Source organism: Candidatus Manganitrophus noduliformans, from assembly GCF_012184425.1.
In the GTDB taxonomy this organism is placed as follows: Bacteria; Nitrospirota; Nitrospiria; order SBBL01; family Manganitrophaceae; genus Manganitrophus; species Manganitrophus noduliformans.
In genome coordinates this window covers 35,403-57,495 of the sequence record NZ_VTOW01000008.1, presented here as the reverse complement: position 1 = coordinate 57,495, position 22,093 = coordinate 35,403, and the positions used below count along the sequence as shown (strand labels likewise).

Sequence of the window (22,093 nt, the reverse complement as noted above, 5' to 3'; positions counted from 1 at the left end):
AGACCGATGTTGATGGAGCAGCTTTTTGTAGAGGGGATCGGACATTATTCTTACCTTTTAGGCTCCGATGAAACAGACGAAGCGATTGTGATCGATCCCGACCGCGATGTCGACCGGTACCTCGAAATCGCCCGGAGAAATCAGCTTCGGATCGCCCATATCTTCGAGACCCATCTTCACAACGACTACGTGTCGGGCGCGCGGGCGCTGGCCGAGCGGACGGGGGCAAGGGTCTACGCCCCGGCGGGGGCCCGGCTTGGGTTCGATCATCTCCCATTAAAAGACCGAGACTCGATCGACGTCGGGGAGCTTCGCTTCATCGCCCTGGAGACCCCGGGCCACACGCCGGAGCATGTCGCTTATCTGCTGGCCGACCGGTCCCGGAGCGACGCCCCGATGACCCTCTTCAGCGGCGGAGACCTTCTGGTCGGCGCGGTCGGCCGGCCCGACCTTCTCGGTCCTGATCTGGCCAAAACGCTCGCCCCCCAGCTCTACCGCAGCCTCAAGGAGAAAATCCTCAAAGAAGAAGATTACCTCGAGGTCTTCCCGACCCACGGCGCAGGCTCCTTCTGCGGGAGGAATATCAGCAGCAAGCGCTGCACCACCCTCGGCTTCGAGCGGCGCTTCAACGCCGCCCTCCAGCAGCCGACCGAGGCGGCCTTCGTCGATTATGTCTTGAAGGGAAATCCCGGCATCCCCGACTACTTCCGGCGGCTGCGGGAGACCAACCGGGCCGGCGAGGAGGAGATCCCCCTTTCTGCCATCGGACGGCCCCTCACCGTCGACGAGGCGGCCTCGTCGATCGACCGCGGAGCGGCGATGATCGATGCCCGCTCTTATTCCGCCTTCGGCGGGGGGCATCTCCCCGGCGCGGTCAACATCGGCCTCTCCGACAACTTCGTCACCTGGCTCGGCTGGCTGATTCCGCACGACCGTCCGATCCTCTTCGTTCTCGAAAAAGACTCGGACTATCCTGAAGTGGTCCGGCGGCTCTACCGGATCGGCCATGAACGGATTGAAGGCTACCTGCAGGGGGGGATGAAATCATGGCAGGATGCCGGGAGACCGATTTCGGCGATCCCGCAGCTTTCGATTGAGACATTGAAAGAGAAATGGGAAAAGAGAGAGATCGAAACCCTCATCGACGTCCGATTGGAGCAGGAATGGGAAGCCGGGCATATCGAGGGGGCAGTCCACCTCTTCTTGGGGGATCTCGAAAAGCGGATCAAAGAACTGCCCCCGTCGAAGTCGACGGCGGTGATCTGCGGCAGCGGGTACCGATCCAGCATTGCGGCGAGCTTTCTGAAGCGAAATGGCTTCGCCACGGTCTACAACATCGCGGGGGGGATGACCGCCTGGAAGAAGGCCGGCTACCCGACGGCGGCATGAAAGGAAGACTATCGAAACGAAAGCACTTTGGTATAAAGGAGGCTGCCATGAATCGACACGATTACGGAATACGAACGACCCTGAACGCCTCTTACGAAGAGGCGATCCCGAAGGTCACCGACGCCCTGAAGAAAGAGGGGTTCGGCGTCCTCACTGAAATCAATGTGAAGGAGACGATGAAGAAGAAGCTCGATAAGGAGTTCCCGAAGTACATCATCCTGGGAGCTTGCAATCCGCAGCTCGCCTATCAGGCGCTGACTTCGGAGACCGAGATCGGCCTCCTTCTGCCGTGCAACGTCATCGTCTATGAAAAAGAGGGAAAGACGGTCGTCTCGGCGCAGGATCCGGAGGCGGCGCTGTCGATCGTCGGAAACGACAACATCGCGCCGGTCGCCAAAGAGGCCAAAGAGCGGCTGGAACGGGTGATACGGTCGCTCGCGGCGTGAGAGGGGCTTCAGCCGCCTCGCAATATTCAAGGAAACCATGTCCATTCGACTAAGAACGCCGATCAAGCCAATTAAAACGATTCAGGGTTGATTCAATTGGGGTCCGGTGGAGATCACAACTCCGGGACCCCGGCCACCCTGCTTCATTTCTGGGGCCCTAAGCTGCCCAGCTTGCAAAGCGCAGATGTCGACCGTCAGGAAATGGACCGAGCAGTTTGAACCAAGGTGGCTTCGGATGGTCGGTATTCAACTGCCCCCTCACGCCGGAAGATAAAGAGAATCCGGCGGTCGAGCAGGCGGTGCGCACGCTTGACCTTCTACACCTGCGGCGCTTGACCAGGAGGGAAGGGTCGCTGCCGCCTACGAGAGGCCCTTTATTCCTTCGTGTTTTGTCTACGATCGCATCTCCATTTAAAACATCGCCACGCCGGATATCATGCGGAAGGGCCCACGAAGCGGGCATTCTATTGATTTACGGAAATTCCATCTGTTTATACGCTTTTTATCACAAACTCCTGGGGTGAACCCCTCTGTTGAGACAGTTTGGAATTAGCATCAACGCCCCATTGTTCAAGCTTATGAAATCCTTCTGCGCGATCTATTTATTTACACCACTTCTAAGAGTTCATCGTAGCGCCGGTAAACCCGTTTCCGGACCAGACGAGTTGGTTGAATTCTTTCGGCTGCAAACGGGTGGCGAAGGTTGCACGATCCTGATCTTCACCAAACCAACGACCGGTGATTCGAGGTTCTGGCATTCGATATCCGTCAGAACCTCGAATCCATAATCGGCGGTCTGGACAAGAAAGCCCTTTGTATCCTGATCCCAAAAAGCGTTTATCGCTGGCCGTGTAAAAAAACCCGCAGCATCCAGGCCATTTTCTCATGCTGCTCCATCAACCCGGTCAAAAAATCACTCGTCCCCATATCGTTATGCTTCTCGGCGCAAGTGGTGAGGTCATCCCTCAGAAACCGGATAACCGCTTCATGATCTCCCAGAAGATTGGAGATCATCTCGGAGGCTTCCGGATTTCCCGACTGCTCTTTGAGCCGGGTCTGGCTCATAAACTCGGCGAGCGTCCCGTGATCGCCCAGTTATACAAGTGTCGCTGGCAGGTCGAGTTGTTCTTCAAGTGGATCAAGCAGCACATGCGGATCAAAGCTTTTTATGGCACCACCGAGAACACCGTCAAGACTCAAATCTGGATTGCGATCTGTGTATATGTTCTGGTGGCCATTATCAAAAAAGCGTCTGAAGCTCGACCGCAGCCTCTACACAATTCTACAAATTCTGAGTGTGCCGCTGTTCGAGAAAACGCCCATATTACAAGTGCTTTTTTCAACTGACTATGAAGATGAAACCATCGATACCGATAACCAGTTAAATTTATTTGTATAACGTCGGGACAGTAGTGATCTGAATTGTAGAATAATGCCACCTTTTATCGGTGTGAATCGTCGTCAACCGCCTTTTATTTCGGCCGCAAGCCTTGCCAGAAGATCAGACCAGTTACAAGAAGAATTATTAGGAAGAGGCCGAGGCCGGCAACCAGCCAGGGACCCCGGCCGCCCAAGATCCGTCCGCTGTGAAGCGGATAGAGAAGGCGGGTCCAATGAGAGGTAGGAGATTTGATCGCCAATATTCGGTAATCGTCCGGATGAAGAAAAACCCATCCGCCGTCCTGAAACCGGAGTTTCAATGGATCCTTCGGCACTTTGGGAAAGGCGATCCGCTCCAGGGGAGCCTGTGGGTAGGCGCGCGCTGCCGCGCCGAGCCCGGCCGCCAAATCGGGCTTCAGCCCCTCTTTTTCTTCCGGCGCCGATTCGATCCGGGGGGGCGGATCCAGCCGGGCGATCAGAGGCCCGGCGAAGTTCAGGAGGGCTCCCAGGGAGGTCAGGATCGCCAGCAGGCCGCCTCCCCAGAAGCCGAGAAAACGGTGCACGCCGGCCGGACGAAAACGGCCGGGGAGGGCCGGCCCCCCCCACCTCCCCTTGCGGCGGGACCGCCACAACATAAGACCGGCCCCCCATAGAACCAGCACCCCTCCCCCGCTGACGCTGGCGACGACCTTGCCGGCTAAACCGAACGGCTCCCCCTCATGAAGGGCATACAAGAGGCCGATCCAATCCTGGTGATCGCCCTTCTGGACCGCCAGCTCCTTCCCGTTTCCGGGGTGAAGAAAGGCCGTGATCCGATCCGGACCGGAGAGCGCCGCCCGGACCGCCCGTTCCGGCGCCGTGGAGAGCCTCAGCAGGTCGAGATGATAGTCCGGATAGCGGACACGCAGGCGCGCCGCTAAAGAGGCGGCGGAGAGAGGGGTCTCGACAGGAGAATCGAGACGGTAGGGAGGGGCGGCATAACGGATCTGATCATAGAAGCCCAAGACGATGCCGGTCAGCGTGATAATTATGAGCGGGAAGGCCAGTATCAGCCCCGCCGTGATGTGGATCTTCGACAGAAGGCGGCTGACCGGGCGCATCAGGGACCCTCCTTCCGCTCTTTCAGCTCCGTCTTAAACCGCTGTAGATGGGCGGCAAGGGCCCGGTAGGCGATCCCTCGCTCTTCCCCCAAGATGTGCGCCCGCACCCCCCGTCCCCACCAAAAGCCGAAATCCTCTGCGACCCGGGGGACGGCGCAGAAGGGAACCCCCTGCCGTTGCGCCGCCGTCTGGAGATCGCAGAGCGCCTCCCGGACTGCGGGATGGCGGGTCTGCCAGGGGAGGCCGAGCGATTGGGAAAGATCGGCCGCCCCCTCCAGCACCATGTCGATGCCGGGGACGGAGAGGATCTTCCCCGCCTCCAGAATTCCCTGCCGGTCTTCAATCATGACGACGACCATGACCTCGGCATTTGCCTGCTGAAGATAGGAAAAGAGATCGATCTTCCCGTACCCGGCGGCCCGACCGGCATTCAGCCCCCGCTCTCCTTCCGGATGATAGCGGCTCGCTCGGACCGCCGTCTCCGCCTCGGCGGCGGAGCAAACCCGCGGCACCACCACGCCGAGCGCTCCCGCATCGAGCGCACGCAGCACCGCCCCCGGCGCGTGCTGCGGCACCCGGACCAGGGCGATCAGCCCCGCCGCCTCGGCCGCCCGGAGCATCTCCTCCAGCGTCTCCGGGTTGACCAGCGTATGCTCAGTGTCGAGAATGACAAAATCGAACCCGGCGCAGCCGATCCGCTCGACCACCTGGGGAGCCGGCGTGGAGCAGAAGAGCCCGAAGGCCGGTCGCCCCTCCCGAAGCGCCTGCTTCAGCGTATTGATTCGTAGCACCTTCACTCCCCCTTCACGAAGGCGAGCGGATTTCGGACCCGATGCAGACGAGGCTCCGTCTCCGGAAAGAGCCGCCGCTTCGTCAGCTGCTCGACCTGAACGGTCGGGGAAAAGAGATCAAAAAGGGCGATGCGCCCCTGAAGCGCTGGAAAGCGGCGTAGATACCGTTCGATGACCCCGCGGGCGAGCGTCCAGAAACGTCGCTCCGGAAGCGCGAAGGCTTCGTCAAGGAAAAGGGCCAGCTCCGATAAATTGACGAAGAAGAAGGCATCGTGCACAAAATCGCGCACCTCTTCTTCCTTTTCCGCCTCGATGTAGGAGTTCCGGTTGACCCGGGCGTGAAGCTCGGGGGTGGGACAAAGGTCCGGCCGCAGGTCGGGCGCGGCCAGAAGCGCCGGAGCGAACCGAATCCCGTCGTGGAAATCTTTAAAGGCGACCCGCTGCGGCATTCCGTCTGTATGAATCAGGATCATATTTTGGGCGTGGGCCTCGAGGGCGATCCCGTGCGCATAGAGAAAATGGATCACCGGCAGGATACTGACCGAAAGCAAGCGCCGGACCCACGGAACCAACCCGACCTGCTCCACCCACGGAGTGATAAACGGCCGGCCATCCCGGTCGAGACAGGCAAGGGAATTGAACGGAACCGCTTTCTCCGCTTCGGAAAGGAAGGGGTGAACGCTCTCCCGCCAGATGCACGAGAGGGCGCCGTAGCCGGCCGGCTGAAGAAGGTCCGGCCGGGGCGGATCATAGGCCACCCCGACGACCTCCCCCAGCAAGATCGGGCGGAGTTCCTCCCGAAGAAAGGAGTCCTCTTGCGCAATCCGTTGCAGCCAGTCGGTGATCGGCGCGGCATTCCGAACCGTATGCGGGGCCAGGATCCGGGAGGTGGAGGTATTGACGATCCCTAATGAGAGCTTCAAAGAGGCCTTGTGAGGAGCGGTCAGGTTGGCCACCGTTCGGATCGATTGCTGCGGGGAGTAGAAATCCTTCGCCGTTCCGACCTGGATCAGGCGATCCTCCCGCAGATCGTTGTAGAAGAGCGGGAGCACCCGCTCCCGCCATTGCCAGGGGTGGACCGGGATGAGAACGTACGCCTCGGGCACTTTTCCCCTGCGGCGGACTTCCCGAAGAAAGCGGCCATACACCTCTTCTCCCAATTCCTGTTTGAGAAAACGTTCCGGGCGAAGCCGGCCGGAAGCGGCGATGCGGCTTGCGTCGCGGCGGGCGGCAAGCCAGATCGGCCGGAGCATCGGAGCGAATTCCGGACCGAAGGCGAGATGGTCGGCGTAATCGAAGCCGATCCGGGATTTATAACAGGGATGATAGGGATGACCCTCCATCAATCCGCTTTCGAGATCATCGTAGGCGCGGCCGCGCAGCAGCCCTCTCTCCCTCCGGCCGCGGTGTTGCGCCAGGGTGTCCTTCAGGAGTGTCTGCTCTAACTCTTCCGTGAACCGGACCAACCGGTCCGGATCGGTACCGAGGGACGCCTGAATCTCCAGGAGGAAACAGGAGAGCGACTGCGCCTCCATGCTCCTTCCGCCGCGGACTCGCACAACCGGTTTGGGATCAAGCCGAACCCGGTCGAAGCTGAATCTCCGCCTCGCCCGGCAGCGGTAAGTCACGGGGGTGCCCCCCTGCTCCCGGCCATGCAGGCGGAGGAGGTCTCCCCCTTTTTCCTTCTCTACCTCCGGGACCAAGACCCCTTCATAGATGAGCGATTCGATCAACTGGCGGAAAATCCGCCTTCGGACCGTGATGAATTCCCTGGAATGGAGCGCCGCGTCGAGCGCATGAAGCTGATCTACATCGATCGGCGCCAGCGATGGGAAGCCGGCTTCCTGAAGCGGTATCTTCATGAGGGGACCTCGCAGGGGTGGATCGGATTTACAAGCGGCCGGAGTGCGCGGAGCGGGTTGGCCATCTCCCCCCGCCCGCCCGGCATTCCCGGACCGGCCGGACCGCTGCGGGCGAGAAGGGGGGTGAGCACCTGTTTGGTCGGCCATCGTTCGCTCTGGAGCAGGCCGCGCGTCAGAACCGACCGGACCGGAAGAGGAAAATCGAAGGCGGAGAGGGTCTTCTCGATGCAGGCATGGATCACCCGCCAGAACAGATCCTCTTTGATACCGTAGCGATGGGAAAGGGCGGCGGCAATCGCGTAGAGATTGACCTGGATGCAGAGGGTCTGAAAATAGGCGAGGAGATCTTCAGGGGTCTGATTGATCAGGGTGCTGTTCGGCTTGACAATGTAGTCGGGACCGGGCAGACCGACCTCGGCCATCCAGGAAGGGTAAATGCGGAGCGTGTCGTAGTCCCTCAGCAGCAGACCGACCACCCGCCCTTTGCGCACGATGAGCAGCACATTTTGTCCATGCATCTCCGGCATCATCCCGTAGCGGAAGCAGAGTAATGCCGGCTCGGTGATCCGTTCGCATACCTCCTGAAACAACGCCAGCGCCTGATCGGGCGCCGCGCCGTCTTCTTCAAACCGTTCGCGAAAGAGATAGTCGACAGCAGGGATCCGCCCGTCAGGGGCCACGACCGAAAGCGCCGACATCGGAATCAAGGCCGTCGAGGGGTCTTTTACAAGGTCCGCCGGAATGAAACGCAAGAGAGCGGCGAGGTGGCACGACTTATCGACAAATGAATCCCCTCCCTCCGCGGAGAAGGCCCACCAGCGCTCCTCGACACATAAGCGAAGCTGCCGGGCAAGCACCGGCTCGACCGCAAGGAGCCGCTCGAGCAACTGGTAGGCCCGCTCGCCGTTGTACAGGAAGTGCGGCGGAAGGAGGCGGAGGGCGCCGAGCGAGGCGATGCCGAGCGGCAATTTGAGATGAACACCCCCGCCTCCCGCCGGCGAGAGGGTCCGGACCGAGGATGTGGCGACGAAGCGGCCCAGGCCGCGGGCCAGCGGCAGACAGATGCCGCGCCGAAATTCATCGGCGTACTCTTTCGGCAAGAGTCGGCTTCCCTGCCAGGGATGAACCGGCAGGGCCAGATAGTCGGAACCGTCGCGTCGGGCCTCGGCCAGCGAGGCGGCCAATCTTTCCTGCTCCTTGCCGTTCAGAACAAGGGGAGCGATCTCGGTCTCTGCCGCGGCGGCGCTGCATTGAAGATGGTCCCGCCGGACCGCGATCCAATCGAGACCAAAGGAAGCGTTGAACTCGGGAGCGAACCGTCTGTACTCTTCCTCATTCCATCCCACTTTGGCCCGCGAGACCGGGTGGAAGGGGCGATCCCGCAGCGCGGCCACGCTCTCCCACAGGAGGAGAGAAGGCCTCCGTGAGGATGAGAGCGCATCGAGGAGCGGCCCGGCCGCTTCAAAGGAGAGGGCGGTTTGCGCCACGGCCCGTTCCAGATCTCGAATCACCTCTTGCACGTTCGGCATCCGATCCCGCTCCTCTCTGTCCAAAAGATGCGTGGCCAGAAACCGTAGCACCTCGGCGGGATCAAAAACGGCCTGGGGCGCGCCGGGGGGAGGAGGGATCACGATCACAGGAGGACGGCTTAAACGGTATGGCTGAAGAAAGAGGCAGGGACGAACGCGGAAGAACAGGGCGCAGCCGCTCTGTTTTGAGGGGAAGCGGAAATACTGTTCGTCGCCCTCCAGGGTGAAATCTGAAACAGCACCCGCCGGTTCAATATCGGTTGTGACGGCGCCGCGATCGACTATTCCCGCCAGATTTTCATGGAACAGTACATCGATCAGCTCCCGCAGAACCGCTCCCCACGCTTTTTCATGTCGATCCGGACCTTTGGATTGCATGCTCCCTCCTCTTTTTAGTCTCTCCGACTCCTTCTTGCCGCAGCCTGCCGCGGATCGGTCTTATCGGCGGCAGGCCCTGTTTCACTTAAATAAATATGATCCGGATGGGGATGGCTTAGAAAATCGTGGCAGGAGATCGACCATCCATAGGCCCCCGCATAGGGAAATAGAAGCAGATCGCCGATCCGCAAACGCGAGATCCGGACATCCCTCGCAAGGATATCCTTCGGAGTGCAGAGCTGTCCCGCCACCGTCACTTCGCTGTCGAGAAGCTCCGGGCGGGAAAAGGGATAATCCCACCGCGCGACGGGGACGATACTGAAGGGATGACTATGCTGCCAAGCGGCCGGAAGCCGGAAATGATGGGAGCCGCCGTTGATAATGGCGTAGTGCTTGCCGTGGTTTTGTTTGATATCGAGCACCTCGGTCACATAATATCCACAGGCCGCCGTGAGATAGCGGCCACACTCAAAAAGAACGCCCGCGCCGGGAGGACATTCAACCTGAAGCATCCCAGCCAATCGTTCAGAAAAACAATTCCAATCGAATTGCCGTGTCAAATCGGCATAGTTCACGCCGACGCCTCCGCCGGCATTGATGTAATCGATCTTCAAACCGAAGGTCTCGATCCATCGACGGACCCTTGCACAGTACAATGCGATCAATCGAACGTGCTGTTCGGGATCGAGCTGGTTCGACAGAGAATGAAGATGAAAGCCGGCCAACTTCACATTTTTAAGAGCGACGGCGAGCCGTATCAGATCAGGCAGGGCCGCTTCATCGATGCCGAACTGGGTCGGCCGCCCTGCCATGGCCAACGTTGCCTGGGGCAGCGCGCCGTGTAAATTCACGCGCAGCAGAATCGGAACCTCTACACCGCGCCGATGGGCAATCCGGCCGATCCGCTGCAGTTCGTGGCGGCTTTCTACATGGAGCAGGTAGAGACCGAGGTCGATCGCCCCTTCGATCTCCTCATCCGTCTTGCCGGGCCCTCCGAAAATAATCGGCGCCTCGGGGGAGATCGCTCTCACCTTCCGAACCTCGCCCAGAGAGGCGACTTCGAAGCCGTGGACAAGCGGGGCCAGCGCTTTGAGAATCGGCGCTTCCGAGTTGGCCTTCATGGCGTAAAAAAGACGGCAGCGCGACGGCAGCGTCTTCATCAGCCCGGAAACATGGGTCTGCAATGCATCCAGGTCATAGACAAAGGCGCAAACCGGTTTTGGATTTGCTTTTTTCCGTCGATGGAGGTAATCAATCACCTGCTGCATTTCGGATCTCCCTTGTTGCTGATTCGGATGGGGCCTCGTCCCCTTGAGCCAATGCATTCGGGATGGAAACATAAAGGGGCCGCTCCCCTCGCCCCAGAAAACAGCTGACCAGATTCGCTTTGGCCAGCAACGTCCTGCTCCCGAAAAGATCCCGGAAGTAAATCGGATGGGTCGAACGGAGGCTGGAGCCCTCCAGCGCCTCAGCGACGACACGCCAGAGAAGACGCTCGTCGCAACCGCCATAGTCGGCGAGGATATCGATAAGATGGCCGAGATGATTGACGAAGAGATAATATTTAAATCGGTTCCAGGCCTCCTCATCGGCGTAGAGCGCCGGGCTCTCTTCATCAATGCGGCCCCGGAAAAAACCTTTTTCCGCCGCCCGCTCCCTGCTGAGGCTCACCCCCTCCAGATCGCGGAGATAAAACCGGTCCGGCCAACCCCGATTAAGCCGAACGAGGGAATTCTGGACATGTCCCTCGAAGCTCACTCCCTCTTCGAGAAAGAGCCATAGAAGGGGGATCAGCGAAATGTCGAGGTAGCGCTGCAGCCATTCGCGCAGAAAGGAGAGATCGGCGGAGCGCCCCCGCGCCGCCGCGGCCCGCCGGATCACCTGAAGGAGCGGTGGCGGCTCGGCGTCGAAAGGGGGCTCCAACAGCGCCGCCACGACCACTGGGGGCTCTTCATCCGCCGGGAGCGTCACCGGATTCTCCCGAAAGAGGACCGCGAAACTCTCTGCAAAGCGCTCTGCAGGATCGGCCGGGTCGTCCGGCGGAACGACTGTCCGATAGCCGACCTCCAGCAGAATCGCGAAATCGCTGAAAGGGATGCGATGCCGCAGACCGGCAAGGATCCGCGCGGCATCGAAGGCCCGCGCGACATGCTCTGGCGGATTGACCCGGATGAAGTTTGTGATGCGGACATTCAGCGGCAGCTTGAAGAGATAGCGATGATGCGGGTCCCAGACGGTCCGGACCGAAGAGGTCGGATGAACAACCCCTCCCAGAGGTCCCAGGTCGACCAGTTCCCTTCGGTCCAGCATCGCTTGAACTCCCCGCCACCGCTTCAGGTAGCCCGCCTGCCAGGGATGGCAGGGAAGGAGACGATGGTCCTTCCGGCGGGGCCCCAGCCGCGCTTCCGCGGCCGCGACCACTTCCGCCGGAAACAGCCCCTCCTGCTCGGTCCCTTCCAGAAACGACTCTGCCGCCCGCTCGGGCGCGATCGCGAAATAATGGAGGGGGAAGGCGGCCCCCATCTCCGGGGCGTACCGCGCCAGATCCTCAGCGGAAAAGCCCTCCGAGCTCTTCGGGGTCGGATGGAAGGGATGGCCGGAGACCAGCGACTGCTCGGCCTCCTGAAACCGTGGCGCTCCTTGCCGTTCAAGCCAAGACCGGCAGACGGAGCGGCGGCGGGCATAGGCGGCCGTTTTTTCGATAGAGTTCTCAAGACGCGCCAGCAGCGATCGGACCCCCTCCCGCCGAGAGGAGAGATCGGGCTGACCGAGTGCCAGCTCCTCCAGCAGAGCGCAGGCAAGCCCTCTCCATCCTTCCAATGGGACCGCCCCTCCGCCGGGATCCTCCCGCAGCCAGAAGCACGGACCGAAGTGATGCCGCCCCGAGGGAGACCAGCGGATGATCGTGCCGAAGAGCCCCTTTCCGGTTTTCGGAAGGGGAATGTGCATCGGCATCCCCTGTGGGCTCTTCAGCGCCGGCGCGCCGGGGCCGAGTCCCTTCCCCTGCGGGCCGTCCGGCGTTAACCTCGGATCGAAAAGACCGCTCTCCCGCAGATAGGTATTCAGCAGCCGTTCGATCGCCTGCGTTTTGCTCCAGGCGCCGCTTCGATCGATTGCCTCTTGAACCGCCGCTTGCTCGGCCAACTTCGATGGATCGATCATGATCTTTATCCTCCTTTTCGTCTGCCTGCATACAGCGGGGCACCGATCGGCTCCCTGAGTTTAAATCGGACCCACCCCCCGCCGATAATGTGCGCCCCTCCCAGCAAGATAAAAATCCACTCGGTCGCCCCTCCGCCGAGCAACGCGCCGAACAAAGCGCCGAGAATTTGGCCGATGAACAGGAAAGAGCTGGCCGCGCCGATCCACATTCCCCGGTTTTGGTCCGACGATTCTTGCGTCACCACCAGTAGAATGGAAGGGAGAATGGCGCCGAAGCAAAACCCCTGCACGATCCGCAGCGGAATCAACCAGGCCGGATTTTGCGGGATCGCCTGCAGAAAGATGCTAAGCCCGCCTGCAACGGCCGACCAGAAAAAATTTTTCTCGACTTCTGTCTGATCATTGCGTCGCCCCCACCAGGGGGCGCCGACCATGGCGGCGCCCCATAAAATCGCCTGCAGTCCTCCGACCCAGGTCGCTGCAAGGCCCGCGGAGCCGGTCAATCTCTCCACATGCGGCGCAAAGATCGTCACCAGCCCGAAGACACCGACCTGAATCCAGATACCAGCGATAAGGAACGTCCGCAGCCTTCGGTTTCCCAGCAGGTCGAAGAAGCCAGGTCGCGGCGGCGCGGAGGGGCCCTTCCCTTCTTTGATCTGCGCTTTGGGGGGCGGCCGAACCTCTCTTAAGATCAGGGCCGACAGCAATCCGTTCACCCCTGTCAGAAAACCGAGCGCCAGCAGCAGGGGACGGAATCCGGTGAAGTAGGCCGCCGGGCCTCCGATCAGCGGCCCGATCAGTGATCCCGCAGCCACCGCGCTTTGCAAGCTTCCTAACGCCCGTCCGCGCTCCTCCTCCCGCCCCTGAGAGCCGACAAACGCGGCGGCGGGATTGTCTCCTCCGACAAGCCCCTGCAACAGACGACAAAGGAAAAACTGAAACGGCGTTCGGGCCAGGGACATCAGCGCCAGGCTGATCGCGATGCCGAAGACCCCTCGCACCACCATCCACTTGCGCCCCCACCGGTCGCCGCACCGTCCCCAAAGAGGGGCCGCCCAGATGAACATGATCGCCGGAGCCGCCAGCGACAGTCCCGTCCAGAGCCGGTTTTCTTTGATCCCGGTCGCCCCCAACTCGTCCAGATAGAACGGAAGAAACGGCACCACCATCGCCAACCCGGCCGTCGCCAGAAAGCGTCCGACCCAGATCACCAAGAAAGCCTTCCGGTCCCTTTTCATCGAGCGAACTCCACCCTCTTCATCAAGGCTGCTGATGAGAGCCTGCTGTGAACCTGACCCCTTGCAGGCCTTCAGTATGTCATGGTATAGGCGAGGTGGAGGGTCGCCCCCCGCGCCGCCGTGAAGCTGTCGTTGCGTCCCGTCCGAAGGAGTTGAGAGACGGTCGTGAAGTACTGCCGGTTGAAGAGGTTCTCAATCCCGAAGCGGAGATCCCCCGGCCCGACCGCCATGCTGCTGGTCCAATCGGCTGTGGCGTAATTATTTACCGCTCGGCCGCCGAATGCCCTCTCTCCCAAGCCGGGGTCGCGGCTCCCGACATAGAGTATCTGCAGGCGGTTGCGCCAACGCAAGCGCGGCAGCGTGTCGTGCTCGACATAAGCGGTCAGCTTCAGCGGCGGGATGCGAAACCCGTTCATATCGGTGAAATTGCCGTCCCGGTCGGGATCGTTCTCTCCCGCGATCCAGGAGGCGGTCCCGCCCAGAGACCACCGTTCGAACGGCTGGAGGTCGATCACCCCCTCGACCCCCCAGATCTCCTCCGGGGTGCGGACGGTGGTAATGTTAAACAAGGTCGGCCCTCCCGTGGTGGTGATCCCGAGATCCGATTTGCTTAGAAATGCGGAGACGGAGGACTGTATCCGGGGCCATGTCCCGCGCGCACCCACTTCGTACTGATCGACTTTGATCGGCTCCAGCAGAGAGGATTCGAGAGAGAAGCCGGGAGGGGCGCTCCTGAGGATCAGGCCGACGTCGGGCACCGAGAACCCCTGGGAGAAGCTGACGAAGAGGCTGACCGGATCGGTCGCGTAGAAGACCGCGCCGGTGTTGAAGACGGTGGCGCTGAAATCAATGTCGCCCCCCGGAATAGTGTTGCCTTCGAGGGTGGTGAATTCATCGACGCGGATCCCGATCCATTCGTGGCGCAGCCCGGCCCGCAGAAGCCACCGCTCCGTGGCGGCCCACTCCATCTGTCCGAAAAGAGCGAGATTGCGCCGTGTCATCGGCGGGACCCACATCCGCTCGCCCGTCTTGATGAAAACCAACCCGCCGCTGTTGTCAAAAGCGGCCGGATCCATGATGGCCACCGGCTGGAACGCCTCCTCATCTGTGTAGTCCACCCCCCACAACAGCGTCGGCGCCGTCACCCGGGGCAGGGGAAGAGGGGTCTCAATATCCAAGCGCCCTCCGATCTTTTCGGATTCCACCCAGGATTGAATGATGCTGTTCCCCAGGCGGGCAGAAGCGCGGGCATCGGATGGAAAAAACCGGGTCAGGTAATCGCGGAAGAAGAGCTGGCTGTGCAGGCGGCTGCCGAAGAGATCGGCCCGGTCGTAGTCGAGGGAGACGACCGTGTTCTCCGTCTCGGGCTGATCCGCCAACACCAGCCCCTCGCGGGCCCGCGCCTTGACGGTGCGCGGCGGGAAGGCGTTCACCGCCGGATCGGTGGCATCGTCGGTATCCTGGCGGGCGTGATAGCGGTTCACGGTCAGTTGAAGCCGCTGCGGGCCGAGGTCAAGACCGAACTTTCCAAAAAGGTCGTACGTGTTGAGATCGGAGAGCCCCCCCTGGGCGCTCAGCAGTTCAGGAGGAATGCGGTCCCCTTCCGCGTCGAAGAAGCCGCTGGTCCGCTCAAACGATCCGCTGAGTGTGTAGTCGAACCGTCCCCGTCCGCCCGACACCTCCTGGCGGATGCGGCCGCCGAGGCTGTCTTTCAGATGGAGGTGGCTTAAAGAGGTATTGACGCCGAGTTCCGTCGTGAAGCGGGTTTTTCCTTCGCCCGGTCTGCGGGTAATGATATTGACGATCCCGCCGCTGGCCCCTTCGCCGTAAATGGCGGTGGCGCCTCGGATCACCTCGATCCGCTCCACGGCGGAGAGGTCGATGGCGGTCAGATCCCGGAACGCATTCCGGAGCGAGATCTGGGGGACGCCGTCGATTAAGACCAGAACGTTGCGGCCGCGTAGTGTCTGCCCGAAACTGCTCAGCGACTGATTGCCGGGAGCCAGGCCCGGGACCAACTTGCCGAGCGCCTCCGCCGGATCCCTCGAGAGGGTGGCCTGCTCTTCGATCTGCTTCCGGGTGATCACGGTCACCGCCCCCGGGATGGCGGCGATCGACTCTTCGCTGCGCGTCGCCGTCACGGCGACCTCCTCCATTCTGATCGGCTCCTCCCCCGCCACGCCGGAGGTTCCGTTCTGCTCTTCCAGAGGCCGGGCCTCCGGTTCGGGCTGCTGGCTGAAACCCGGCGTTGCCGCGAAAGCGAGACAAACCGCGATGACGATTCCTTGACTGACTGATCCACTCCACCTCTTCCTGTTATAAGAATATCCTTTCATTGCACCTCCGTTTTTAAAGAAACCTGCTCGCCGGCCTTCTGTTTTTCTTCACCGCGGAGCGGCTCCAACTCAGACCCATACAGGCTCAACCGGGCCCCGACCCGCTCCGCCAACGCCCGCTGATAGATCTCCTGCGCGCAGGCGATATCTTCGATAGCGATCCCCATCGGATTGAGCAGGATGATCTCATCGTCCGATTCCCGTCCGGGTTTCTGTCCGGCGAGAATCCCTCCCAACTCGGCATGAAGCCGCTCGCGGGAGAAGCGCCCTTCCAGGACCAGTTGGTTGATGATCTTTTTCTCGCGATTGGACTGATCCCAGTCATCGACCACAACCTTGTCGGCCCGGACAAAAACCTCTTTGTGAAGATCCATGATGGAGACATTGCTGATAAAAGCCCCCTTCTGCAGCCAGTCGTAGTGAAGATAGGGCTGGTCGGCGACAGTGCAGGTGATCACCACCTCCCCTGCGCGCACCGCTGCTTCGGCGGAGGGATCGACCTGATACTTCACCCTTGAAGATTCCGGACGCAGCGCCGCGACGAGCCGCCAGGCGGCTTCAGGGACGAGATCGAATAGATGAATCTCTTCGATTCCGGAAAACTGCTCCAGAAGGGTTTTCAGTTGCATCTGGGCGATCGGGCCGCAGCCGAGGCAGGCCACCCGACGAAATGCTTTTTTGGCAAGATGTCGCGCCGCCAGCGCGGTGACCGCCGCCGTCCGCATTCCGCTGATGAGGCTCCCTTCCAGGATCGCGATCGGATAATGGGTCTCCGGATCGTTCAGAAGGGTCAGGGCACTCGCCCGCGAAAGGCCGAAGCGAGCGGGGTTGTCATGTTTGCTTCCGATCCACTTTATCCCCGCCATCGGCCGCCCCCCACCCAGATAGGCCGGCATGGCGATGATCCGGTCGGCGATGTGGCCCTGCTCCCGCCAGCGGAGATAGGGCTTGAGCGGCTGAACGACCTCGCCCCGGGCGTGCAGGATCAGGGCATGACGAACCGCTTCCATATAAAGATGCGACGAGCATCCGCCGAGTCGAATGATATCGCTTTGATTCAGGTACAGGATAGAAGGCGCTTTTAAAACCGTGGGTTGCTTTTCCATCTCTTCCTCCCTTTTACAGTGAAAGTAGCTTGATTTCTCTATCGGGCTCGTTCTGTTCAGGGCGGGCGGACCCGCCGCCGGGCAAGGACAAAACCGGTTTGGCCTCGCAAGCGGGAAGCTTTCGAATCCAACCATTGTCGTAGACCAGATCGAGGTAACGCTCGCCCCGATCCGGCAGCAGGGTCAGCACTCGAGACGCGGGCGGGAGAGACGGAAGGAGCTTCCCGATGGCGGCGATCACCGACCCGGACGAGCCGCCGGCCAAAATGCCCTCGTGGGCAGCGAGACTCTGGCAGCCCTGCGTCGACTCCCGATCACTGACATAGACCACCTCATCAATCTCATCCGGACGGAGCAATTCAGGCACCCGGCTTGCCCCGATGCCGGGGAGCTCGCGCGGTCCAGGAGACGCCCCGAAGATAACAGACCCGACCGCATCGACCGCGACGACTCTGAGGCGCGGAAAGACCTGACGCAGCCGGCGTGAGATCCCCATGATTGTCCCTGTCGTGCTTACGGCCGCGACCAGGAGGTCGATCGGCCGGTCCAAATCGGAGAGGATTTCAGTCCCGGTTCCGTAGTAATGTGCCTGCCAGTTGCGCGGATTGGCATATTGATTGATCCAGAGGCTGCCGGGGATCGCTTCAAGCAGTTCGTGGACGCGCCGGATCCGGCTTTGAAGGTATCCTCCCTGGTTGTCCGGTTCCGAAACCATCTCGATCCGGGCCCCCAGGCTTTGGAGGATTCTCAAGTTAGAAGAGGTGATCTTCGGATCGACCACGCAGGTGAAAGTTAAACCATACACGCGGGAGATCATCGCCAGGGCGATGCCCAGATTGCCGGAGCTGCTCTCTACCAGGTGTGTGCCGGATCCGATGGTCCCATCCCGCAGCCCCTGTTCGATGATGAACCTCGCCGGACGATCCTTCATACTGCCGCCCGGATTGAAGAATTCGAGCTTGGCGATGACCTCCACCCCGGGCCGGGGGAAGAGCCGCCGGAGAGAGATCAGCGGCGTGCGACCGACGCAATTGACAATCGATTCATAGACCATAGGGTTCTGCCTCCTCGAGTGGTAGATTAAAACAAAAAAGCCCGGAGGGAAATTTGAAGATTCCTCCGGGCTTCTGGGTTCTGGTACTGCCGACCGCCAGCCGTTAAAACTATTCTTAATAGAGAGTGAATTTGAGAATCATTATCATTAATACATGAAGCCATTATGGCTTGTCAACTCCTATTTTATTTCTTTATATTTTTATTCCGGTCGCCTGGTGAACAGGAGAGATTACCGGAGGTTTGATGAAAGACCGGCCGTTCCACCTTCTCTATACCTGCCGGCAAATCCGATGCCTTTCTTCTTCGCCTCTCCAGATAGTCCGCATTACTGAACGTTGGAATCAAGGGGTACGGTGTAATCCCTCGCATAGTTCCACTCTAAAATGCGGAAAGCATTTCTTCTTGGTAAGGGCTTCGATCTCGCTGCCTTCCAGTTGCACTAGATTGCAGAAAAGGACGTAGTCGCCCGGAGGCAAATCGACCGCCCCCCCCTTTCGGCACAGGGAGCCAGTCTCTCAATTTCTCCGACGACTGTCCCGGCTTCCTCTTCTCTCACCTTTCCGTCCTCGTCTACCGGGAGGCGACCAGCAGGAAGGTTGCTTCTGAGGACGGACTACAGCCTCATGTGTCTTTTCACCACGTTTTTGCTGTAAAGGTGGCCAGCACGGAAGAGATGGTATCCCGGTTCACTTGTACTCGCCATTCTCCCCAGTGCCATGTTTACTGCTGCCAACACCTGACCTTGACCAGTATGGTAAAACCACAGCTGCCCAAAGGGAATAGGCACGAGGCATGAACCGTATTTATTGAAATTTCCTCCGCTCCCGGCTGATCTTCTTCGACCGCCGACGCTTGAACCAGAGCTTGAGGCCTGTTACATAAAGGATCAGCGGCACGAAACCGCTGATGAAAACCAGAATGCGGCTGGGTAAACCCAAGGCCTCTCCGCTGTGAAGAGGAAAGAGCCAATTGAGAAAAGTATCCCCCGCGCTGAATTGCTTCGGATTTCGGACGGCCAGGATTTCGCCGCTGTATGCATCGATCCATACCCGGCTCTCACCCCAGGCCTGTCTGACCTCCCCCGGCTGGCGCTTCACCACGATATACACCCCTTCCGGATCCTCGGGCGGCGCGATTCCCTTCAACTCCGCATCGCGGAAGAGACGGTCGGCGATAGTAACCGCCTGTTCGACGGAAATCGGCGCCATACCGGGGAGTGGGGTCGATTTCACCTCCGGAAATCCGGTCAGGGGGGAGAAAACATCGACCAGAGGCTTAATGTACTCTGGAAAGACGAGATAAATTCCGGAGAAGGCGATCACGACAATGATGACGGCGCTGTAGATCCCGCTGGTCTTGTGCAGATCGAAGTAGAATCGTACCGGACGGGCCCCTCGCCTGATTGTGAAGGCCTGGCCGATCTTCCGCCTCCTCGGCGGCCAGAAAAGGGGCCACCAGAGATAAATCCCGGTTCCCACAGAAACCAGGAGCAGCAGGCCCAGAATGCCGACTGTGACCTCTCCTGGCGTCTCCAGCAACAGGTTGGAGTGCAGTTTATAAATTGCAGACATCAGGTAGCCCCCCCATTGCCGCTCGCCTAAGATCTCGGCGGTGTATGGGTCGACCGCCACCTCCTGGCGCCCGTACTCCCCTCCAGACGCTTCCTCGAAAAAGGCGAGGAAAACGCCATTTTGGACGCGCGGGAAGACCAGCAGGCTTGGTCCAGGCGAATCCGGGTGGCCGGCTCGGGCGGCGGCGATAATCTCATCAAAAGACCGATAGCCCCCTTCTCCCTCCACCGTCAGCAATGCCGGGTTGAGGAGCTCATCGATGGCATGATCGAAAACCAGAACGCTGCCGGTCAGACCGATCAGGACCAGCACCGCTCCGGCGAGGAGGCCGATATAGAGATGGACCTTCAGCCAGAGTTTTCGAAGCCGGACATTTTTTAGTCCCATCTTCATCCCCTCAGTGATCCGCATTTTGCTCAAATGCGGATCACTGAGGCCCACAGTTACCAGAAGATCTCATAACCGAGACTCGCCGTCATTCCCTGGCCGGCGGTGAAGGAGTCATCAAAGTTGGCCGCCTGGTTGGGCGGCGGGACATAGAAGGCGTTGAGAAGATTCTCGATGCCGACCTTCAATGTTCCCCTCCACACTTTGATCTCGCTTAAGAGGTCGAAGAGGAGGAAATCATCAACTTTTCCCTCCGCAAAGGCGGTGCTCCCGGGAAACTCGTCCCGGTTGCCGGAGTAGAGCATCTGCAAGCGATTGCGCCACCGGGGGAGGAGCGCATACTCCACATAGGCGGTCGCCTTGGGAGGGGCAATCCGATTTCCGGGAAGCGGGGTCCAGTCTCCGTCGATCTCCCGCTTGCCCTTCTGCCAACTGAAGGTGCCGCCGAATCCCCACTGGGCAAAGGGCTGGGTGTCGAGGATGACCTCCACCCCATAGACCTTCTCCGGGGCGCGCTGCACGGTGAGCACCTCATTGACGAGCACAAAGGTGGTCCCCAGATCGGAGGTGCTGTAGAACGTCGAGAGGCTCGCTTTCACCTTCGACCAGGCGCCGCGGGCGCCGATCTCGTAGTTATCGACCTCTTTCGGCTCGGGTTTGGCAGCCTCGACCGAAGGGAGGGTCGTGCGAATCAGCGAGCGGCCCACCTCGGTTATGCTGAAGCCCTGAGAGAAGCCGGCAAACAGCTCGACGGTATCGGTGACAAAGAAAACGCCGCCGAGGTTGAAGGTCGTGGTATCATAATCGAGGGTGCCGCCCTCCACGGCATTTCCGCCGGAGGTAGGGTGGGTAGTAAAATCGGGGATATTGAGACGGAAGAGCTCATACCGGAGGCCGCCGCGCAGCAGGACCCTTTGGGCGAGAGGGACTTCGAGCTGGGCGAAACCGGCGATGTTGTCTTGATCCATCAAAGGGGTAAAGCTCCCCGTTGCCGTGAATCGCTCATGATATTTCTGGTTCCCGAGGTCGGCCCCCCAGGTGAGGGTCCCTTTCAGTGGGACGGTAAACGGCGTATCGATATTGAGGCGCGCCGCTTTGCGCTCCTGTTCGGTTAAATTCTGCCCTCCGAAGAAGCCGATGAAGGGGCCGCGGTTGAAGAACTCGCTGAAGAAGAGTTGGACATTCACGGCGCTGCCGAAGAGTCGGTCATTGAAGTAATCGAGCGTGTAGACCTCCTGCTCGCGCAGCAACGGGTTGGCAGGCGCGCCGGCGTCGGCGACATCGAAGATGCCCGGCGGCACCTCGACCGCCTCCGCCGCCTCGTGGCCGACCAAACCGCCGACCGCGGCGAACGCCCGCTCCTGCTTGGCGCGATAGTAGTTGGCCGAGAATTGAAGCCGCTGGGAATCGGTCAGTTTATAGCCGAGCTTTCCAAACAGATCCGCATAGTCCGAATCGCTGAAGAGAAAGTCGCGGGGGATCCGGTCGCCGTTTGCGTCGAATCGGGAGTCGGCGTCCTCGAACGAGCCGCCCAGCAAATAATTAAATCGCCCGGCCCCGCCGGTGACGCTCTGCTCGATCCGCTTGGAGAAACTCTCGTCAGGATGGACAACCGAAAACCGGGTCCGCAGCTCGGTTCTGAGCTGAGGCCGCCCCTCCTTCCCTTGCCTGGTAATGATGTTGACGATGCCGCCGGCGCCGCCGCTTCCGTAGACCGCGCTCGCCCCCCGGATCACCTCGATCCGCTCGATGGCGGAGGGATCGATCCGCTGCAGATTCGCCCCCACCTCCCGCAGATCGGTGTTCATCGGAACGCCGTCGATCAGATAGAGCACGTCCCGGCCGCGCAGGGTCTGCCCGGCGCTAAAAGAGCTCTCCGGGCTGACCGCCATGCCGGGAACGAGATTGCCGAGGAGATCGCCGAGATCTCCTGAAATGGCGATCTGCTCTTCGATCTCCTTCCGCGGAATCACCGTGACCGAGCCGGGGATGCTGGAGACCGGCCGCTCGGCCCGCGTCGCCGTGACGGTGACCTCTTCCATCTCCACGGCCTCACCAGCCAGCCGCTCCGTCTCCGGAGTATTCTCCTCCGGCTCCTGACCAAACGCCGGAGCGGACAATAAAGCCAAACAGACTACCAGGACCCATGCCCTCAGGGGGGAAAAATATTGCATCAGGGAAGACCTCCATTTGTTAGGTTGCATGTTCTCTCCTCGATCCACTCAGATCCCAAACAATAAAAAGCCCAAAGCGGGAGCGAATCCCACTCTGGGCTTTGGGGTTTTGGATCAACCGCGAGCCGCCACAAGACTGAAAATGATTCTCAATTTCAGAGAAGGTCTTTTTACATAATTCCAGGGCG

The 22,093-nt window shown here is 60.4% G+C and carries 16 protein-coding genes and 1 pseudogene; 3 read left to right on the top strand and 14 right to left on the bottom strand.

Annotation, left to right across the window (positions count from 1 at the left end):
* The first annotated feature begins 6 nt into the window (after positions 1-6).
* Complete coding sequence (locus MNODULE_RS22890) at positions 7-1,389, top strand: MBL fold metallo-hydrolase (RefSeq protein WP_168063525.1); 1,383 nt, start codon at positions 7-9, stop codon at positions 1,387-1,389.
* Positions 1,390-1,436: 47 nt separating this feature from the next.
* Positions 1,437-1,835: a DUF302 domain-containing protein gene (locus tag MNODULE_RS22885; protein WP_168063524.1), complete on the top strand. Its 399-nt coding sequence runs from the start codon at positions 1,437-1,439 to the stop codon at positions 1,833-1,835.
* 617 nt (positions 1,836-2,452) lie between these two features.
* Here MNODULE_RS22885 and MNODULE_RS22880 read toward each other — a convergent pair.
* The gene (locus MNODULE_RS22880; RefSeq protein WP_168063523.1) at positions 2,453-2,593 is read right to left on the bottom strand and encodes a hypothetical protein; all 141 of its coding nucleotides are present in this window, start codon (positions 2,591-2,593) and stop codon (positions 2,453-2,455) included.
* Between the two features lie 79 nt (positions 2,594-2,672).
* On the bottom strand, positions 2,673-2,849 hold the full coding sequence (locus MNODULE_RS25585; protein WP_202882325.1) for a ferritin-like domain-containing protein: 177 nt from the start codon (positions 2,847-2,849) through the stop codon (positions 2,673-2,675).
* Between the two features lie 72 nt (positions 2,850-2,921).
* On the opposite strand from MNODULE_RS25585, the pseudogene MNODULE_RS22870 reads away from it, so the two are divergent.
* Positions 2,922-3,234 (top strand): annotated as a pseudogene (locus tag MNODULE_RS22870) (transposase); the annotation flags it as partial.
* 73 nt (positions 3,235-3,307) lie between these two features.
* Here the strand turns inward: MNODULE_RS22870 and MNODULE_RS22865 are convergent.
* The 12 genes from MNODULE_RS22865 to MNODULE_RS22810 form a co-directional block, all read right to left on the bottom strand.
* Positions 3,308-4,315, bottom strand: coding sequence for a PepSY-associated TM helix domain-containing protein (locus MNODULE_RS22865; RefSeq protein ID WP_168063521.1), 1,008 nt, complete (start codon positions 4,313-4,315; stop codon positions 3,308-3,310).
* Positions 4,315-5,106: an aldolase/citrate lyase family protein gene (locus tag MNODULE_RS22860; RefSeq protein WP_168063520.1), complete on the bottom strand. Its 792-nt coding sequence runs from the start codon at positions 5,104-5,106 to the stop codon at positions 4,315-4,317. The genes MNODULE_RS22865 and MNODULE_RS22860 overlap by 1 nt, the downstream gene beginning before the upstream one ends.
* Before the next feature lie 2 nt (positions 5,107-5,108).
* The gene (locus MNODULE_RS22855; RefSeq protein ID WP_168063519.1) at positions 5,109-6,968 is read right to left on the bottom strand and encodes an IucA/IucC family protein; all 1,860 of its coding nucleotides are present in this window, start codon (positions 6,966-6,968) and stop codon (positions 5,109-5,111) included.
* Complete coding sequence (locus MNODULE_RS22850; protein ID WP_168063518.1) at positions 6,965-8,875, bottom strand: IucA/IucC family protein; 1,911 nt, start codon at positions 8,873-8,875, stop codon at positions 6,965-6,967. The genes MNODULE_RS22855 and MNODULE_RS22850 overlap by 4 nt, the downstream gene beginning before the upstream one ends.
* 14 nt (positions 8,876-8,889) lie before the next feature.
* Entirely contained in the window at positions 8,890-10,143 is a 1,254-nt protein-coding gene (locus tag MNODULE_RS22845; protein WP_168063517.1) for a type III PLP-dependent enzyme, read from the bottom strand.
* On the bottom strand, positions 10,127-12,037 hold the full coding sequence (locus tag MNODULE_RS22840; protein WP_168063516.1) for an IucA/IucC family protein: 1,911 nt from the start codon (positions 12,035-12,037) through the stop codon (positions 10,127-10,129). Before MNODULE_RS22840 ends, MNODULE_RS22845 begins: the two co-directional genes overlap by 17 nt.
* Positions 12,038-12,042: 5 nt before the next feature.
* On the bottom strand, positions 12,043-13,275 hold the full coding sequence (locus MNODULE_RS22835) for an MFS transporter (RefSeq protein WP_168063515.1): 1,233 nt from the start codon (positions 13,273-13,275) through the stop codon (positions 12,043-12,045).
* A gap of 71 nt (positions 13,276-13,346) precedes the next feature.
* A complete protein-coding gene (locus MNODULE_RS22830; protein WP_168063514.1) occupies positions 13,347-15,611 on the bottom strand; it encodes a TonB-dependent receptor in 2,265 nt (754 codons plus the stop codon).
* Complete coding sequence (gene sbnB / locus MNODULE_RS22825) at positions 15,608-16,717, bottom strand: 2,3-diaminopropionate biosynthesis protein SbnB (RefSeq protein ID WP_168063513.1); 1,110 nt, start codon at positions 16,715-16,717, stop codon at positions 15,608-15,610. Before sbnB ends, MNODULE_RS22830 begins: the two co-directional genes overlap by 4 nt.
* Positions 16,718-16,730: 13 nt before the next feature.
* Positions 16,731-17,771, bottom strand: coding sequence for a 2,3-diaminopropionate biosynthesis protein SbnA (gene sbnA, locus MNODULE_RS22820; RefSeq protein ID WP_168063512.1), 1,041 nt, complete (start codon positions 17,769-17,771; stop codon positions 16,731-16,733).
* Positions 17,772-18,576: 805 nt separating this feature from the next.
* A complete protein-coding gene (locus MNODULE_RS22815) occupies positions 18,577-19,731 on the bottom strand; it encodes a PepSY-associated TM helix domain-containing protein (protein WP_168063511.1) in 1,155 nt (384 codons plus the stop codon).
* Between the two features lie 56 nt (positions 19,732-19,787).
* Entirely contained in the window at positions 19,788-21,905 is a 2,118-nt protein-coding gene (locus MNODULE_RS22810) for a TonB-dependent receptor (protein WP_168063510.1), read from the bottom strand.
* Between the last annotated feature and the right edge of the window lie 188 nt (positions 21,906-22,093).